The organism is Puniceibacterium sp. IMCC21224 (genome assembly GCF_001038505.1).
In the GTDB taxonomy this organism is placed as follows: Bacteria; Pseudomonadota; Alphaproteobacteria; order Rhodobacterales; family Rhodobacteraceae; genus Puniceibacterium.
The window spans coordinates 2,384,295-2,400,964 of sequence record NZ_LDPY01000001.1 but is presented as its reverse complement, the minus strand read 5'-3'; the positions used below and the strand labels follow the sequence as shown (position 1 = coordinate 2,400,964).

Genomic DNA, 16,670 nt, shown 5'->3' with positions numbered 1-16,670 from the left:
TAAGTCAAGGTGTGGTCCCGGCTGCGGTGGCATCAGCGCCAGAATGCAACCCAGCCCAGCAAGGTCAGGAACTTCTTGCCAAGAAACAACAGATGCTCGGTGCCATAGAGCATGTAATCTGCCCCGATCCCCGCAATGATCACAAGCCCGAGCGCAATGGCGAGGAAATTCGTCATGGTGGCGGCTGTCCCGTTTGCTTGCGTCACGCGGTTGGTGATGCCAGAGCGGCGCTGCGCTGTCACGCCTGAAATCATGCCGGGGCGGGCTGCGCGGCATTGTGCCGTTTGGTCACCGGTGGCCCAATCTGTGCGCGGGTCGGTGCCGCGCTATGTGACGATCCGGGCATGTCGCCCGTGCTGGACCTGAGGAGCCTATGCCTGATTACACCCCCACCCCCGACCGCTACGCTGATCTGCTCGTTTGTGTGGGTCGGATACTGATCGCGCTGCTCTTTGTTGCCGGTGCGGTGCAAAAGGCAATTGACCCGGATGCCGCGGGACAATTGCTGGTCGGGCGCGGGTTGCCCTGGCTTCTGGTCTGGCCGGCACTGGTGTTCAATGCGGCTGCCGCTATGGCCCTGATTGCCGGTGTCTGGGTGCGGGGTGTCGCGCTTGCGCTTGCGCTGTATTGTCTGGCGACGTCGGTGTTTCACTATTTACCCGAGGATCCCTGGCAAATGAGCATACTGGTCAAGAACTGGGCCATTGCCGGTGGATGTCTTGTCTTGGCTGCGCATGGACCGGGGCGATATGTGTGGCGCTGGTTGCGCTGAGGTCACATTACATTAGGTTGTCGGAACGGCTGAATAGAGGATAACAAATGAGCGGATTGCTGGCGCTTCTTGACGATGTGGCGGGTATTGCCAAGATTGCTGCGGCTTCGGTCGATGATGTGATGGGGCAGGCGGTCAAGGCGGGGTCCAAGGCGGCAGGCGCGCTGATTGACGATGCCGCCGTGACGCCGAAATACGTTCACGGGTTTGCGGCCGCGCGCGAATTGCCAATCATCTGGCGGATCGCACGCGGGTCGCTGACAAACAAGCTGGTCTATCTGTTGCCTGCGGGCCTGTTGCTGACCAGTTTTGCGCCGTGGTTGATTGCGCCGCTGCTGATGGTGGGCGGGCTATATCTGTGCTTTGAAGGCGCGGAAAAGATCGCCCATGCGATCATGCCGCATGACGATCAATCGGGCGGGCCGGATGGCAGTCATGCCGTCGGTGATCCCACACATCTCGAAGAGGAAAAGGTCCAGGGCGCGATCAAGACCGACTTTATCCTGTCAGCCGAGATCATGACCATCGCTCTGGCTGCGATCCCGCCCAGCACGTTCTGGATGGAGGCGGCGACGCTGGCCACTGTTGCGGTGATGATTACGCTGCTGGTCTATGGATCGGTCGCGCTGATTGTCAAAATGGACGATATCGGCCTCTGGCTGGCGCAGACAGGACAGATGGGGCTGACGCGTTCGCTGGGACGTGGGATCGTCAAGATGATGCCGGTCCTGATGCGTGTCCTCAGCACGGTTGGCACGGCGGCTATGCTTTGGGTCGGTGGGTCGATTGTGGTGCACGGGGTGGGTGAATTGGGCTGGCATCTGCCAGAGGAGTTCATCCATCGCATCGCTGTCGCCGTGGCGGATGTCGTGCCAGAGACGTTTCATGCTGCTGCCGAATGGGTTGCAACGGCGGCGATGGATGGTGTGTTGGGGGTGGCATTGGGGCTGATCCTCATTCCCGTCGGGACGCGGATGATCGCACCGCTCTGGGGCGCGGTCTTTGGCGGGGAAAAACCGTCGGCTCACTGAGTGTCGGGTGTTTCCGTGGCGGTTGCGCCGTCCTGAGCAAAGAACAGCTGCGCCACTCCGGCTGCCGCTGGTTCGACGCGCGCAAGTGCTGCCTCGTTCATCGCCAGCGTCAGCACGCGACGGCCCGCCCGGTCGACAAACACCATATTGTACCAAAAGGTATTCGAGCCGGTATGCGCCAGTATCCTATCACTCCGCACGACCCAACCCATAGCATAGCCCTGACCAGCCACATCGCTCTGCAACCTGTTCCAATTCGCGTCGGAAAGAAAGCTTTTGGGGCGGGTCATGTGGGCGCGCAGATACCGCAGATGATCGTTCAGGCTAAGATGCACGGTTCCGGCGGGGCCCATGGCGGCGACGTTGTCGGCCTCTGGCCCCGGTGTGATCACCGCCCGCGACCAGGGGAAATGTCCGCCATGGCCGCGTGGCTGACTAAGGGTCTGCGCCGTTCCCGGCGCGCCAAAACCGGCGCTTTCCATATCCAGCGGCTCGAACAGCCAGTCCTGCATCAGCACTTCCCAGCTTTGGCCAGTGGCAGCCTCAAGCATGGCGCCGACGACGACATACCCGGCATTGGAGTAATGAAAGCTGCGCCCCGGTTGGGGTTGCGGTGTGTGCCCCAAAATTTGCGCAGCATAAGCGCGCCGGTCCGCCATCACATCATGCCCGGTCAGCCGATGCAGAAACCAGCGGCCCGGATTGGTTGGCAGCCCGCCGCGATGGGCCAGCAATTGCGCCAGCGTCACATCACGGTAGCCGGGGTCGATGGGAAACCCCTGCAAATGCTGTGCGATAGTGTCGTCCCAATGGATCACATCCGCCTCGACCAGCCGTGCGACCAGCGTTGCCGTCATCGACTTGGCGTTTGATCCGATATGCCACTGATCCTGCGGCGAGATCGCAACATCAGTGCCGCGCGCCCGAACACCGGCGACGGCAATGCCGCGCCGACCCTCGTCGATCCACGCCACCGCTACGCCGGGCGCACCCGAGCGTTGCAGCAGGACGCGTGCAAGTTCCGCGCCGCGATTGTCCTGCGCCTCGGCCGGTACAGCCAATAGCAGGGTCGACGCGGTTACAAAGGACGTGAGATGAGGCATGCGCATGACGAGGGTCTAAACCGGTGTCATCAGGGTGCAAAGCGTCCAACGCAGCGCGCGGCCAGTTTCTGCCTGCGGCGACATTTTCCTGCCGGTGCGTTTCGTCGTCCTGTGCGTTGACAGAGTTCGCAATCGTGGCGGGACAGCGGCCTCTGATCCCAGCCGAAAAGGGGGAGGACGGGGACCAAAGCCCCCGCCTGTTGTCTTATTCTGCGGCGGCGTCCTGCCACTTGCCGTCTATCAGATCGCGGACCTTTTGTGCGGTCGCTTCGGCAGTGATGCCAAACTGCGAATACAGCTCGTCCGCCGGGGCAGACGCACCAAAGCCGTGCATCCCGATAAAACCTGCTTTTTCGCGCTTGCCGCGTTCGCCCAGCAGCCACTGATCCCAGCCAAAGCGCACGCCTGCCTCAATCGCGACACGTACCGGCCCGCCGGGCAGAATGCGACGGCGATAGGCCTCGTCCTGCTGCTCGAACAGCTCCCAGCAGGGCATGGACACAACCCGTGTGCCGATGCCTTCGGCTTGCAGCAGATCGCGGGCCTCCATGGCGACCTGGATTTCTGATCCGGTGGCCATCAGAATCGCCTGACGTTTTCCGTCAGCGTCGGCCAGCACATAGGCGCCCTGCGCGGTCATGTTCTTGACCTTGTGCTCGGTCCGCACGGTCGGCAGGTTCTGACGGCTTAGCGCCAGCACCGATGGCGTGGTGGTCGAGGTCAGCGCGATTTCCCACGCTTCGGCCGTCTCGATCGTGTCGGCAGGGCGGAAGACATAGGTGTTGGGCGTGGCGCGGGAAATCGCCAGATGTTCGACCGGCTGGTGAGTCGGGCCATCTTCGCCCAGACCGATGCTGTCATGTGTCATGACAAAGACGGTCGGCATCTTCATCAGGGCGGCAAGGCGCATCGCAGGGCGTGCGTAGTCGGTGAAACACATGAACGTGCCACCATAGGGGCGCAGACCGCCGTGTAGTGCCATGCCGTTCATCGCCGAGGCCATGCCGTGTTCGCGGATACCCCAGTAGACATAGCGCCCGCCACGATTATCCACGTCAAAGACGCCCAGATCCTTGGTCAGCGTGTTGTTGGAACCTGTCAGGTCAGCCGAACCGCCGACGGTTTCGGGCAGGATCGGGTTGATCACCTCGAGCACCATTTCCGACGATTTTCGCGTGGCGACTGACGGCGCGCTCTCGCTCATCTGCTTTTTTAGTGCCTTGATGGTGGCGCTCAGCTTTTTCGGGGCTTCGCCGGCCATGGTGCGGGCAAATTCGGCCTGACGGTTGGCCGACAGAGACTCGAGCCGAGCCTCCCATGCGGTGCGGTCTGACGAACCCTTTTGGCCAATGGTTTCCCAAGCCGACTTGATATCGCCGGGCACTTCGAACGGGCCGGTGGTCCAGCCCCAGGCAGCCTTGGCATCCGCCATCTGACCTGCATCCGTCAGTGCGCCGTGACCCTTTGAGGTGTCCTGCGCCGCGTGGCCCAGTGCGATATGCGTCTTGCAGGCGATCATCGACGGGGTGTCGGTCTGTTTCGCGGCGGTGATGGCGGCGTCAATCGCCTCGGGGTCGTGGCCGTCGATTTCCTGCACATCCCAACCGGCGGCGCGGAAACGGGCGGGCTGGTCGGTACGGTCCGACAGTTCAACCGTGCCGTCGATGGTGATGTTGTTGTTGTCCCAGAATACGATCAGCTTTGACAGCTTGTGACGGCCGGCGATGCCGATGGCCTCGTGGCTGATACCTTCCATCAGGCAACCGTCACCGGCGATGACATAGGTGTGGTGATCCATCATCTTTTGGCCAAAGCGGGCGCGCAGGATCTCTTCTGCCATGGCGAAACCGACCGAATTGGCGAGGCCCTGACCCAGCGGACCGGTTGTGGTCTCAATCGCCTGCGCCAGAAAATTCTCGGGGTGGCCAGCCGTTTTGGCGCCCCACTGGCGGAAATTCTTGATCTCTTCGAGCGGGAATTCAGCATCCCCCGTCAGATACAGCAGCGCATACAGCAACATTGATCCGTGGCCGGCCGACAGGATAAACCGGTCGCGGTCGGGCCAGGTCGGGTTGGCGGCGTCGAATTTCAGATGTTTGCCAAACAGCACGGTCGCGACATCAGCCATACCGATGGGCATGCCGGAATGGCCCGACTTGGCGGCGGCGACCGCGTCCAGAGCGAGCGCACGGATTGCGGTCGCCTTCATCCAGTGATCGGGGTTCTTGGTGCGCAATGCTGCAATATCCACGGGCGGCAATCCTTGTGCAAAGGGGGTATGTCGGCCCCTCCAATAGCAGCGTGGCGGCGAAGTTCAAGCACGGCCCATAAGGTCTTGACACATAAGGGGGGCGCATTTTCCATTCAGCGTTGCTAGAATTGATGGCAACGGAGCGGCGGCGATTCGCAAGGAATGCCGCGCTATAGGCTCCGAAGGCAGTGCAAAGGGCAAAACATGACCCAGATTGACGAATTGGAACGGCGCATCACCGCAGCGCTTGACCGCATCGCGTATGGTGTGGAGACGCTGGATCCCGCTCCGGTCCCGACACCCGAGCCAGAGGTCGCCCCACAGGCAGATCCTGAGGAGATGGCCGCGCTGCGCGATGCGCTGCAAGAAGAGCGGCTGGCCAATGCCCAGCTCGAAGAGCGGGTGCGGGCGATCCGCGAGAAGCAGGAAAACACTGTCGCCGAGCTGCACGAACAGGTCGGATCGCAGCGCGAGGCGCTGAACCGGATCGACACTGAGCTTCAGCGGTTGCGCCGTGCCAATGACATGCTGCGCGATACCAACCAGGAAATGCGCGCCGCTCTAGAAGAGAACGTGGGCGAACCGCATCTGATCAACAAGGCGATGCTGGCCGAGTTAGAGGGGCTGCGCGCCGCTCAGGCGGCCGATGTGGCGGAAAACCGCGCGGTGCTTCAGGCAATGGAGCCACTGCTGACCGCCGCCACCGGCTATGCCCCCTCAGAGGAGGATATCTGATGCCCGAAGTTCAGATCACCATCGGCACCCGCACTTTCGAGGTTGCCTGCCAGGTCGGAGAAGAGCAGTACCTTCTTGCCGCTGCCGCGATGCTTGATGCCGAAGCCTCGGTGCTGGTTGATCAGATCGGGCGGGTGCCCGAAACGCGGATGCTGTTGATGGCGGGGCTGATGCTGGCGGACAAGACTGCCGGACTCGAGGACAAGTTGCGCGAAAGCGAAGATCGCGCCGCCGGATATCTTGGCGAACTGCAGACGCTGCGCGCCACGCCTGCGCCTGCGCCCGAACGGGTCGAGGTGCCGGTGATCCCGGCGAAGGTGACTGATACCCTGGCTGAGATTGCCGCGCGTGTGGAATCCCTGGCCGACGAGATGGAACAAAAGTCCGCTCTCTGACATTCGGGGTGGTCCGGAGGTTCTCTCGCGCCACGCAGGGCCAATAGAAAAGGGCCTGCCACTGGAACGCAAAACGCCGCCCCGGTCGGGCGGCGTTCGTGGTTTCTGGTGTCAGGGCATTGCCTCAGCCGTTGGCTTCGCGGATCTTGTCAGCGGCGTCCTTGTCAAAGGTTACGCCATTGGTGGTGAACAGCTGATCGAGTTCCCCCGACAGGGTCATCTCGGTGATGATGTCACAACCACCGACGAATTCGCCTTTGACATAAAGCTGCGGGATCGTCGGCCAGTCCGAGTAATCCTTGATGCCTTGGCGGATGTCTGCATCCTCAAGCACGTTCACATCGGCAAATTCCACGCCCATGTAGTTCAGAACACCGGCCACGCGGCTGGAAAAACCGCATTGCGGCATGCTTTTGGTGCCTTTCATGAACAGCACCACATCGTTGGATTTGACCGTATCGCCAATCCGGGTCTTTGCGTCGCTCATCTGTCTATCCTTTTCCGTTGTGCCGCCGCTCAACACGCCCGACACCAATCTTCTATCCATGCACCTGCGCCCTGAACCGCCTCGGCGCAGATGTCTCCGATCATTCCGGCACTTTGGTGGTCAGCGCCAGCGCATGCAATTCACCTGCCGCTCCGTCCATCTTGCCCTTGAGTGCGGCATAGACCGCGCGCTGTTGCTGTACCCGGTTTTTGCCGCGAAATGAATCGTCGATCACTTCGGCCGCGTAATGGTTGCCATCGCCGGCGAGGTCGGTGATCGTAATCCGCGCCTGCGGAAATTCAGCCCGGATCAAATCCTCGATTTCGTTGGCCTGCATCGCCATTGTCGGCTCCCTTTACTGGTGTTCCACAGATGTAGGACGGCCCGCCTCCGGGCGCAAGTCCGGGCACATATGTGCGCCCAGCTGCGATGCCGATGCGGAAAAAACCGGCGTCAGAGACGTCGCCTGCGGTTCGCTGCCAGACTGTAACACAGTCACAGTGCGCAGCCCCGATACAGCTAGGCGACCAGCTCGACCCAGACCGGCACATGGTCCGACGGTTTTTCGCGCCCCCGAACGTCGCGGTCGATCTGACAATCAGTCATCATGTCAGCGCAGGCGGGGCTGAGCAGGAAGTGGTCGATGCGGATTCCGTTGTTCCGGTTCCAGGCTCCGGCCTGGTAATCCCAAAACGAATAATGCCCCGGACCGTTGGTCCGCGCGCGAAATGCCTCGGTAAAGCCAAGGTTCAGGATCCGCCGGAACGCCGCCCGCGTCTGCGGCAGGTATAGCGCGTCCTCGGTCCAGGACTCGGGCTTGGCCGCGTCCTCTGGCTGGGGGATGACGTTATAATCGCCAGCCATCAGCGCGGGCATCTCTGCCTCCAGTAATGCCTTTGCGCGGGCTTCAAGCCGCTGCATCCACGCCAGTTTATAGTCATATTTTGGCCCCGGCACCGGATTGCCGTTCGGCAAATACAACCCACAGAGCCGAACCGCCGAATGATCGCCGACCACAGTCGCTTCGATCCAGCGGGCCTGTTCGTCGCTGTCGTCGCCGGGCAGGCCGCGGGTCACATCCTCGAGCGGCAGCTTGGACAGGATCGCCACGCCGTTGAAACCTTTTTGACCATGAGTGGCAACGTTGTAGCCGCGATCTTCGAACAACTCGGACGGAAACCCGTCGTCGACCGACTTGATTTCCTGCAACAGCACGACGTCAGGCTGTGACTCATCGAGCCAGTCGGTCAGTGCGCCGACCCGTGCCTTGATTCCGTTGATGTTGAAGCTGGCAATCCGCATGTGCGTTCCCCTCGTGATGTGGCTGATCTATTGCCCAAATGCCCGACGCGAACAAGCGTCAAGACTGTCTAAATCTGTGTCAGGTGTGATACACTCTGTGTCAGAGACCGAACTGATTCCACCTTTGCGTGACGCGTGGGTCGACTGCAAGAGTAAGTGATTCGTCAGGAACCCAGCGGTTTACCGCCTTGGGATAAATTTTCTTTTGCCTGTGGATAACTTAACGAAGCAAACCTCCACCATATAACTGTACGCGTGAACTCACGTGGATAAGTATTTGGATAAACACGCATTAAGAGAAAAACATTTTGAGAAACAATTAACACGTGCAAGCGTCAGGGAGTGGAATTTAACCCTGGAGACGACAATGACCGCTCAACGCAAAACAGTTTTTTCGAACGTTTCTTCTCATGTGACGAAAGGACGCATGACAACCGATCTTCACGGTGGTGACGGCTGCTCGCTCTTCACTTCCGGCTCTTCGCCCCAGACCCTCGGCAATGCGCTGATGGGCGACGCGGTCGAAATGTTCACCTCGGGCTCCGCACCGGCTGGCACCAAGGCAACCACCGGCGACGCGGTTGAGATGTTCACCTCGGGCTCCGCACCGGCTGGCACCAAGGCAACCACCGGCGACGCGGTTGAGATGTTCACTTCGGGCTCCGCACCGGCTGGAACCAAGGCAACCACCGGCGACGCGGTTGAGATGTTCACCTCGGGCTCCGCACCGGCTGGCACCAAGGCAACCACCGGCGACGCGGTTGAGATGTTCACTTCGGGCTCCGCACCGGCTGGCACCAAGGCAACCACCGGCGACGCGGTTGAGATGTTCACCTCGGGCTCCGCACCGAAGACCACAATGACCGCTGCTGGCGACGGCTGCGCGCTCTTCACTTCGGGCTCCTGAGCTTTGAACGGATCGGGACGGGGCAACAGCCCCTCCCACGAAACCCAAAGGGAGAATGACCATGAGTAATGTCATCCAACTGCGTGTTCCGTCCCGGGTCCAGCGGCAAGAGGCGCGCTTTGGCGCGCTTCTGCACAGCTTTGCGGCCGAGCGCCGCACCGGCGACGATGTATTCTGGCTCAAGGAAAACGCCGAGATCCTGAACGTCCTTGAAAGCACCGGCACCGAATTGCCGGATGGCGCTCTGGCGTCGCATCAGGCCTTCTACGACACCGTGGAACAGCGAATGAGCTTCTTTCCGCAATACTATCGCTTCTTGCTGTCGATCACGCTCGATCTCGAAGCCTTGGGGATGAAGGGCAACAAAGCCGAGCAGCTGGTCGACTGGGCGGTGTCTCAGGATCTGGCTCATGCGGAAATGTCCGACCTGCAACGGATGGAAGCCCGCCGCCTGATGACCCGTCGGGGTCGTGACCCCCTGCCGACTGATGCCGGGCTCGAGGGGCGGATGAGAAGCTTTATTAGCCGCTCGCAAACCTTTGCATTGCCGAACAAAAAGGCGGCATATGAACTGACGCACGCGGTATTCTATCTCAGCGAATATGGCCGGTTCGATCCGCAGCTAGATGCATCGGCGGTGACTTCGCTGCATTTCTCCGGCCTGCTGGCCTATCTCGATCAGAATGCCGATCTGCTGGCCGAAATTTGTGTGGCACTGATCTACGCGGGAGAGGTTCCACCACCGCTCTGGTCGGATTGGCTGGCGCGCGAAACCTATGGTTTCACCGTGACCGGTGATCCCGATATCGACATTCACGACGCCTACCACGATTATCTGGTGTGCAATTGGCATCAGGCCACCACTGGTGCTCCGATCTTTTCAGGGACAATCCTGTCCGGACGGATGCGCTTTGATCGCGCCACACAGGACAGTGCGCCACTGCGCGAAATGTCCGAATTCATGTTCAGTATGGATGGCGCGCGCTCTGGTGACTGGCTGCACATGCGGGACCGGATCGCGGACAACCTGTCGCCTGGCGCGTTAGATGTTCTGGCCTCAGCCGAGAAGTCGGACCATTTTGAGGCGTTCTTTCACGGCTTCGCCCGCCCGGACGCCCCGCGTCTGGATTCGCTGCGTCACGGCAGCATGATGGAACAAAGCGCGTGAGTGGCTTACGTCCCGCTGTCATGGGCGCCGTGCTGGTGGCGCTCTACACGCTGATGATTTCCGCCGCTGACGGGATCACCAAACATATCTCTGGCAGCTTTGCAGCACCGCAGCTTTTCTGTCTCTCGGCCGGGATCGTGCTGGCGCTGGCCTATGGAGTCAGCCGGACGCCGTTCGGACTGCCGGGGGGGGCAGACGGCGTGACCGGGGCGGGGCGGCTCACCACCCGGTGCCCACGTGCGATGGCCGTGCGCTCGCTGCTGACAGTGCTGGCCTGCGTCGGCTTTTTTCAGGCCTTTCGGCTGCTGCCGTTCGCGGATGTCTTTCTGTTTATTGGCTTGATGCCGGTGATCGCTGCACTTCTCAGCGGTCCGGTTCTGGACGAACCGATCCGTCCGCAGGCCTGGGCCGCGCTTGGACTTGGGACTCTGGGGGTGATTTGTCTGATGCCGGGGGGCCTGTCGGGTTTGCAGCCCGGACATTTCTGGGCGCTTCTGGCGGCTCTGACCGGAACCGGATCTATGGTGGCGTCGCGCTATATCGGTCGGGTCGAAACCAACGCGCTGGCGCAGGTTTTTTACCCCAACCTGGCGATTCTCGTGGTGATGGGCGTGGCGCTTCCGTTTGTCTGGCAGCCGATGGCGCTGGCCGATCTGGGCTGGATCGCAGCCTATGCGACGTTCCTGTTCTTTGCCCGTTGGGTTGTGGTCGTGGCCCTCCGCCTGTTGCCGGCCTATGTGGCAACACCACTGATGAATCTTCAGTTCGTCTGGATGGTGGCAATCGGGTTCGTGGCATTTGGTGAGGTGCCGGGATCGGGCACGATGATAGGTGTCGCGCTGGTGATTGCCTCTGGCCTCTGGCTGATCGCGGACGAACTTGTCCCACGCCGTCGCGAGTCTCTCGCGGTCTGACCGACGCGACAGCAGGGCGACCGGACATCAGTGTCGGCCGACCTGCCGAACTTCTTCTCTTTCTAAATACGCACTTCTCTGCGCTAGCAGATCCTGGTTGCGCACAGATCAAGCCGCTTGCCGGGTATCGCTAGATATACCCGGCAAGCCACACCGAACATTCCCTTACATCGAAAACGATGTACCGCAGCCGCAGGACGATGTGGCATTCGGGTTTTCGATCACGAACCGCGCGCCGATCAGCTCGTCGCTAAAGTCGATCACGGCATCGGACAGGAACGGCAGCGATACCGAATCGACAACAACCTTCTGGCCCTGACCTTCGAGCACCAGATCGCCGTCTTCCGGTGCGCCGAGCGTGATGTCGTATTGAAAACCAGAACAGCCGCCGCCTTCGACTGCGACGCGCAGCGCCTGGCCCTGATCACCGGCGCCGATCTCGGCCAGCCGGGTAAAGGCACGGGGGGTGACTCGGGGCGGAATTTGCATGGCATCCTCACGGGTTTATCTTTTCCTACAGGGGCAATATATGCAGGCACGGGCCGGGCGACAAGGACGGGACCAGATGCACGCAAGTTTTCAGCCGACGCAACGCAGCGCAGCGGCCTGCGACGCCGCCGACCTTCGGGGGCGGCTGGTCTCAGAGGACGAGAGCGCCTTTCGCTCGCCCTTTCAGCGCGACCGTGACCGGATCATCCATTCCTCGGCCTTTCGGCGCCTGAAACACAAGACCCAGGTGTTTGTCGAACACGAGGGCGATTTTTACCGCACCAGACTGACTCATTCGATTGAAGTCGCGCAGGTGGCGCGCACGATCGCTGGCGCACTTGGCCTCAACACTGACCTGACCGAAGCGGTGGCCCTAGCGCATGACCTGGGTCACACCCCATTTGGTCATACCGGTGAGGACGCGCTGGACGCGCTGATGAAACCTTATGGCGGGTTTGATCACAACGCTCAGGCACTGCGCATCGTCACGTCTCTTGAGCGGCACTATGCTGAATTCGACGGGCTGAATCTGACATGGGAAACCCTCGAAGGATTGGCCAAACACAACGGCCCGGTCACCGGTGCTCTGCCGTATGCGCTGGCCGAATACAACGCACGCCACGATCTGGAGCTGTCGACCCACGCGAGCGCCGAGGCCCAGGTTGCCGCGTTGTCTGACGACATTGCCTATAACAATCACGATTTGCACGATGGTCTGCGCGCTGGTTTGTTCACCGAAGACCGGATTGCCGAGCTACCGATCATCGGTCCGGCCTACGCCGAGGTGGACTTGCTCTATCCAGGACTTGATCCCTATCGGCGGCGGCACGAGGCGCTACGCCGGGTGTTTGGCGCAATGGTCAGCGATGTGATTGATACCTCGCGCGCCAACCTTTTGGCCGCCAACTGCGGTGACGCCCAGGCAGTGCGCAACCTGGGGCGCCCGGTGATTGCTTTTTCGACGTCACTCTGGGCAAAGCTGCGACAGATCCGCGACTTTCTGTTTGAGCACATGTACCGCGCGCCACCAGTGATGGTGCAGCGCGAACGGGTGACAATTGTGGTTAACGAGCTTTTTCCGCTCTACCTGTCGCGTCGAGACCTGCTGCCGCAGCGTTGGCACCGGGAAATCGATACTGCGGAGGACGAGACCGAATTGGTGCGGCTGGTGGCGGATTACATTGCAGGCATGACCGACCGATTTGCCTTCCAGGAACACGCTCGTTTAACGGGCGCTGATATCCTGCGCGACGCGACCTGATAGTCGTCACAGTCGCATAACTGGGTTGCCCGGGACGAAAGTGGATCGTGACGCCACGACGCGTTCGGGACAGACTTGGGAAAATCGCCTGCAACAGCCTATAATTCAAACGCGCGATACGCCGGGTGGCGTCAGGACAGGATCGGGACGGCATGACGACACAGGATTTTGCGGGGATCGACCCGGTTCTGGGGTTTGCCTTGGTGGGCAGCCTCGGTGTTGGGTCGCAATGGCTGGCATGGCGACTGCGGCTGCCGGCCATCGTGTTGATGCTGCTTGCGGGCCTGCTGGCCGGGCCGGTGTTTGGATTGCTCAATCCGTCACGTGACTTTGGCACTTTGATGTCGCCGATCATCGCCATCGCCGTGGCAATCATCCTGTTCGAAGGCGGTCTGACGCTTAACCTTAAGTCGCTGCGCGATGCGACAGTTGGCGTCCGCCGCCTGGTGTTGGTCGGGGCGCCCCTGGGGTGGATCACCTCGGCACTTGCCCTGCATTATGTCGCGGGGCTGGGTTGGCAAAGCTCTGCGGTTTTTGGCGGTATTATGATTGTCACCGGCCCCACGGTGATAGCGCCGCTGCTGCGTCAGGCGCGTTTGCGCCGCCGTCCCGCTGCCTTGCTGCAATGGGAGGCGATCGTGAACGACCCGATTGGCGCTCTGGCTGCTGTGCTGGCCTTTGAGGTGGTGATCGTGTTGCAGACCGCGACCGGCGCAGGGTCTGCTGTGGTAGATATGGTTCTGGGCATTGTGTTCGCCTCGCTCCTTGGACTGGCTGCCGGATGGGGCGTCGCGCGGGCCTTTGCGCATGGCTATGTGCCTGAATACATGAAGGTGCCGGTGCTGTTTGTGGCCGTGCTTGCGGTTTTTGCAGTATCTGACACCGCCTTGCACGAGAGCGGCCTGCTGGCTGTGACTCTGATGGGCCTGTTCATCGCCAATGCTGACCTGCCCAGCTATGCGGGTCTGCGCCGATTCAAAGAACAGGCCACGGTGCTGCTGGTGTCGGGCGTGTTTATCCTGCTTGCCGCCGACATGACGCGAGAAACGCTATTTTCTCTGGATTTTAGCACATTGGCGTTTGTAGTTGTGGTGATCCTGATCGCGCGGCCGCTGTCCGTCCTGACCGCATTGGCGTTCAGCGACGTGCCTTGGCGTGAACGAGTCTTGGTGGCCTTTACCGGCCCGCGCGGGGTTGTTCTGGTGGCGGTGGCGGGGCTGTTTGGTGAACGGCTTGCGTCGCTTGGGGTTGAGGATGGCGCGCGCATTCCGTCGCTGGCCTTTGCGCTGGTGGCGGCGTCGGTTTTGCTGCATGGGTTCACCCTGACACCTTTTGCACGGATGCTGGGTTTAACGGCGGCGACCACACCCGGCGTACTGTTGGTGGGCGGATCGCCCTGGACCGTGGCGTTGGCCAAGGCATTGCAAAAGATGGAGCTGCCGGTGATCATCTCGGACCCGAACCGCAGTCATCTGCGGGCGGCGCGGGATACCGGGATCGACACGTTCTATGGCGATATCCTGTCCGAAGCGGCCGAGGATCGGCTGGATCTCATGCGTTACGAGACGATCATCGCAGCCACCGACAACGACGCCTACAACACCCTGGTGGCCACCGACCTAGCGCCTGAGTTCGGGCGTGCCAACGTGTTCCAGTTGCGCCGGGCGGCTGGGCATCATTCGCGCCACGCCTTGCCGACCACCCTGGGGGCCGCGCCATCGGGCCGGGCGATACGGTGGACGAAGCAAATGCGCGGTTGTCCGAAGGTTGGGAGTTCCGCGTCACCCGTCTGAGCGAAGAATTCACGCTTGAGGACTGGCGCAACACCCATCCCAAAGGCATTGCTTTTGCTGACCTGAACGGCAATGGCGCGCTGCGGTTTCTCTCGCCTCAGGATGAACCGCGCGATGGGGATGGAATACGCCTGCTGGCGCTGGTTCCGGGCAGGGCCGACCGGACGGGCGCCTGAACCCCGCATTGTGGGGCAAAGCCGCAGCGCATGCCGATGCGATTCTGACCCGCAGGGCATAAACCTGCCATTTGACGCCACCTGCCAGCGTGATAGAGGACGCTCCAGATCAGGAGCCACCCCATGAACCTCTTTTCCGACATTGGAACCCTCGTCGTTTCGGCCATCGCCAGGCTGCAATCGGACGGAATCCTGCCGCAGGATCTTGACCTTGGTCCGGTCACGGTCGAACCGCCGCGCGATCCGCTGCATGGCGACATGGCCACCAATGCCGCGATGGTGCTGGCCAAACCGTCGCGGATGAAGCCGCGTGACATCGCCGAAGCGCTGGTGTCGATTCTGGCCGCCGATCCGCGCGTGACCGCCGCCGAGGTGGCGGGCCCCGGATTCATCAATCTGCGCCTTGCGCCAGTGGTGTGGCAGACGCTTGCCACAGCCGTGTTAGAGCAGGGTACAGCTTACGGCCGCTCGGACATGGGGCAGGGCAGTCGGGTCAATGTTGAATATGTCAGTGCGAACCCCACCGGCCCGTTGCACGTGGGCCACACGCGTGGCGCTGTGTTTGGCGATGCGCTGGCCGGTTTGCTGGCTTATTCCGGCTATGACGTGACGCGCGAATATTACATCAATGATGGTGGCGGCCAGGTTGATGTCCTCGCCCGGTCAGTCTATCTGCGCTATCTTGAGGCGCACGGCCAGACCGTTGCCTTTGTTGATGGCACCTATCCCGGCGAATACCTGATCGAGGTGGGCGAGGCGCTGAAATCCAAAGTCGGCGATGCCTATGTTGATCAGCCCGAAGAGGTTTGGTTACAGGACGTACGCAGCTATTCGACCGATGCGATGATGGACCTGATCCGGGCAGATCTGAAAATGCTCGGCGTTGAGATGGACCATTTCTTTTCCGAGAAGTCACTATATGGCACGGGCCGGATCGAGGCGGCGATTGCTGACCTGGATGCCAAGGGGCTGATCTATCGTGGCGTGCTTGAGCCGCCAAAGGGCAAGACGCCCGAGGATTGGGAGCCGCGCGAGCAGACCCTTTTCCGCTCGACTGCGCATGGCGATGACGTCGACCGCCCGATCAAGAAATCTGATGGTTCCTGGACTTATTTCGCACCCGATATCGCCTATCATTTTGACAAGGTTTCCAGAGGGTTCAACCAGCTTATTGATGTGTTCGGAGCGGATCACGGTGGCTATGTCAAACGGATGAAAGCCGCCGTTTCGGCGCTGTCAGACGGCGCTGTCCCGCTGGACATCAAGCTGACGCAGCTGGTCAAGCTGTACAAAAACGGTGAGCCGTTCAAGATGTCAAAACGCGCGGGCACCTTTGTCACGCTGCGCGATGTGGTCGAACAGGTGGGGCCGGATGTGACACGCTTTGTCATGCTGACACGCAAGAATGACGCCACCCTGGATTTTGACTTTGCCAAGGTGCTGGAACAGAGCCGCGAAAACCCGGTGTTCTATGTGCAATACGCCAATGCGCGGGTGAATTCGGTTATGCGCAAGGCGGTTGAGGCCGGGATTGACGTGTCTGACGCTACGCTGGTACAGGCGGATCTGTCCGGCATGACCCATGAGTCCGAACTCGCCGTGGCGAAAAAACTGGCCGAATGGCCGCGCCTGATCGAGATTGCCGCCCGTACCCACGAACCGCATCGGGTGGCCTTTTATCTTTATGAACTGGCGTCCGATCTGCACGGGTTGTGGAACCGCGGCAATGACGACCCCGGCCTTCGGTTCCTGCAAGACGGCGATGCCGCGACATCGCAGGCGAAAATCGCCCTTGCGCGGGCTGTCTCGGTTGTTATTTCTGCCGGTCTTGGTATCCTTGGTGTGACTCCGGCCCAAGAGATGCGCTGACCAACAGCGTCGCGGCC

At 61.1% G+C, this 16,670-nt stretch carries 16 protein-coding genes and 1 pseudogene; 10 read left to right on the top strand and 7 right to left on the bottom strand.

All coding sequences use genetic code 11. The features are described 5' to 3' along the window. Positions 1–32: 32 nt before the first annotated feature. Positions 33–242, bottom strand: coding sequence for a hypothetical protein (locus IMCC21224_RS11105; RefSeq protein WP_082135182.1), 210 nt, complete (start codon positions 240–242; stop codon positions 33–35). 131 nt (positions 243–373) lie between these two features. On the opposite strand from IMCC21224_RS11105, the gene IMCC21224_RS11100 reads away from it, so the two are divergent. Both IMCC21224_RS11100 and IMCC21224_RS11095 read left to right on the top strand, forming a co-directional pair. Further along, complete coding sequence (locus IMCC21224_RS11100) at positions 374–772, top strand: DoxX family protein (protein ID WP_047995413.1); 399 nt, start codon at positions 374–376, stop codon at positions 770–772. A gap of 47 nt (positions 773–819) precedes the next feature. Next, positions 820–1,803: a DUF808 domain-containing protein gene (locus tag IMCC21224_RS11095; RefSeq protein WP_047995412.1), complete on the top strand. Its 984-nt coding sequence runs from the start codon at positions 820–822 to the stop codon at positions 1,801–1,803. Here IMCC21224_RS11095 and IMCC21224_RS11090 read toward each other — a convergent pair. Both IMCC21224_RS11090 and tkt read right to left on the bottom strand, forming a co-directional pair. Further along, positions 1,797–2,912: a serine hydrolase gene (locus IMCC21224_RS11090; protein WP_053078954.1), complete on the bottom strand. Its 1,116-nt coding sequence runs from the start codon at positions 2,910–2,912 to the stop codon at positions 1,797–1,799. The genes IMCC21224_RS11095 and IMCC21224_RS11090 overlap by 7 nt on opposite strands. Before the next feature lie 199 nt (positions 2,913–3,111). Then, complete coding sequence (tkt, locus tag IMCC21224_RS11085; protein ID WP_047995411.1) at positions 3,112–5,157, bottom strand: transketolase; 2,046 nt, start codon at positions 5,155–5,157, stop codon at positions 3,112–3,114. Between the two features lie 204 nt (positions 5,158–5,361). Between tkt and IMCC21224_RS11080 the strand changes: the two genes are divergently transcribed. After that, complete coding sequence (locus IMCC21224_RS11080; RefSeq protein WP_047995410.1) at positions 5,362–5,892, top strand: hypothetical protein; 531 nt, start codon at positions 5,362–5,364, stop codon at positions 5,890–5,892. Continuing rightward, a complete protein-coding gene (locus IMCC21224_RS11075) occupies positions 5,892–6,287 on the top strand; it encodes a cell division protein ZapA (protein ID WP_047995409.1) in 396 nt (131 codons plus the stop codon). The genes IMCC21224_RS11080 and IMCC21224_RS11075 overlap by 1 nt, the downstream gene beginning before the upstream one ends. Before the next feature lie 124 nt (positions 6,288–6,411). On the opposite strand, the gene grxD is transcribed toward IMCC21224_RS11075, so the two are convergent. From grxD to xth, 3 genes are all read right to left on the bottom strand, one after another. Further along, positions 6,412–6,774 carry a Grx4 family monothiol glutaredoxin gene (gene grxD, locus IMCC21224_RS11070; protein WP_047995408.1) on the bottom strand — a complete coding sequence of 121 codons (363 nt, stop codon included), beginning with the start codon at positions 6,772–6,774 and terminating at the stop codon, positions 6,412–6,414. A gap of 100 nt (positions 6,775–6,874) precedes the next feature. Beyond that, positions 6,875–7,117, bottom strand: coding sequence for a BolA/IbaG family iron-sulfur metabolism protein (locus IMCC21224_RS11065; protein WP_047995407.1), 243 nt, complete (start codon positions 7,115–7,117; stop codon positions 6,875–6,877). Between the two features lie 176 nt (positions 7,118–7,293). Beyond that, complete coding sequence (gene xth, locus IMCC21224_RS11060; protein WP_047995406.1) at positions 7,294–8,076, bottom strand: exodeoxyribonuclease III; 783 nt, start codon at positions 8,074–8,076, stop codon at positions 7,294–7,296. Between the two features lie 427 nt (positions 8,077–8,503). On the opposite strand from xth, the gene IMCC21224_RS11055 reads away from it, so the two are divergent. The 3 genes from IMCC21224_RS11055 to IMCC21224_RS11045 all read left to right on the top strand — a co-directional run bounded on the left by IMCC21224_RS11055 (position 8,504) and on the right by IMCC21224_RS11045 (position 11,065). Then, positions 8,504–8,983, top strand: coding sequence for a DUF6749 family protein (locus tag IMCC21224_RS11055; protein ID WP_053078953.1), 480 nt, complete (start codon positions 8,504–8,506; stop codon positions 8,981–8,983). Between the two features lie 61 nt (positions 8,984–9,044). Then, positions 9,045–10,151, top strand: a complete 1,107-nt coding sequence (locus IMCC21224_RS11050) for a hypothetical protein (protein ID WP_047995404.1) — start codon at positions 9,045–9,047, stop codon at positions 10,149–10,151. Then, entirely contained in the window at positions 10,148–11,065 is a 918-nt protein-coding gene (locus tag IMCC21224_RS11045) for a DMT family transporter (RefSeq protein WP_082135181.1), read from the top strand. Before IMCC21224_RS11050 ends, IMCC21224_RS11045 begins: the two co-directional genes overlap by 4 nt. Before the next feature lie 165 nt (positions 11,066–11,230). Here IMCC21224_RS11045 and IMCC21224_RS11040 read toward each other — a convergent pair whose 3' ends face one another. Then, positions 11,231–11,554 (bottom strand): iron-sulfur cluster assembly accessory protein, encoded by a 324-nt coding sequence (locus IMCC21224_RS11040; protein ID WP_047995402.1) that lies wholly within the window; start codon positions 11,552–11,554, stop codon positions 11,231–11,233. 76 nt (positions 11,555–11,630) lie between these two features. Here IMCC21224_RS11040 and IMCC21224_RS11035 point away from each other — a divergent pair, with 76 nt between their 5' ends. From IMCC21224_RS11035 to argS, 3 genes and pseudogenes are all read left to right on the top strand, one after another. Further along, positions 11,631–12,815, top strand: coding sequence for a deoxyguanosinetriphosphate triphosphohydrolase (locus IMCC21224_RS11035; protein ID WP_047995401.1), 1,185 nt, complete (start codon positions 11,631–11,633; stop codon positions 12,813–12,815). Positions 12,816–12,967: 152 nt separating this feature from the next. Next, positions 12,968–14,784 (top strand): annotated as a pseudogene (locus IMCC21224_RS11030) (cation:proton antiporter). A 123-nt stretch (positions 14,785–14,907) separates the two neighbouring features. Then, positions 14,908–16,653 carry an arginine--tRNA ligase gene (gene argS / locus IMCC21224_RS11025; protein WP_047995400.1) on the top strand — a complete coding sequence of 582 codons (1,746 nt, stop codon included), beginning with the start codon at positions 14,908–14,910 and terminating at the stop codon, positions 16,651–16,653. The last annotated feature ends 17 nt before the right edge of the window (positions 16,654–16,670 follow it).

Coding starts and splice junctions, on each gene's coding strand:
- IMCC21224_RS11100 (WP_047995413.1), top strand. CDS start 374: ATGCCTGATTACACCCCCACCCCCGACCGCTACGCTGATCTGCTCGTT.
- IMCC21224_RS11095 (WP_047995412.1), top strand. CDS start 820: ATGAGCGGATTGCTGGCGCTTCTTGACGATGTGGCGGGTATTGCCAAG.
- IMCC21224_RS11090 (WP_053078954.1), bottom strand. CDS start 2,912: ATGCGCATGCCTCATCTCACGTCCTTTGTAACCGCGTCGACCCTGCTA.
- IMCC21224_RS11080 (WP_047995410.1), top strand. CDS start 5,362: ATGACCCAGATTGACGAATTGGAACGGCGCATCACCGCAGCGCTTGAC.
- IMCC21224_RS11075 (WP_047995409.1), top strand. CDS start 5,892: ATGCCCGAAGTTCAGATCACCATCGGCACCCGCACTTTCGAGGTTGCC.
- grxD (WP_047995408.1), bottom strand. CDS start 6,774: ATGAGCGACGCAAAGACCCGGATTGGCGATACGGTCAAATCCAACGAT.
- IMCC21224_RS11065 (WP_047995407.1), bottom strand. CDS start 7,117: ATGGCGATGCAGGCCAACGAAATCGAGGATTTGATCCGGGCTGAATTT.
- xth (WP_047995406.1), bottom strand. CDS start 8,076: ATGCGGATTGCCAGCTTCAACATCAACGGAATCAAGGCACGGGTCGGC.
- IMCC21224_RS11055 (WP_053078953.1), top strand. CDS start 8,504: ATGACAACCGATCTTCACGGTGGTGACGGCTGCTCGCTCTTCACTTCC.
- IMCC21224_RS11050 (WP_047995404.1), top strand. CDS start 9,045: ATGAGTAATGTCATCCAACTGCGTGTTCCGTCCCGGGTCCAGCGGCAA.
- IMCC21224_RS11040 (WP_047995402.1), bottom strand. CDS start 11,554: ATGCAAATTCCGCCCCGAGTCACCCCCCGTGCCTTTACCCGGCTGGCC.
- IMCC21224_RS11035 (WP_047995401.1), top strand. CDS start 11,631: ATGCACGCAAGTTTTCAGCCGACGCAACGCAGCGCAGCGGCCTGCGAC.
- argS (WP_047995400.1), top strand. CDS start 14,908: ATGAACCTCTTTTCCGACATTGGAACCCTCGTCGTTTCGGCCATCGCC.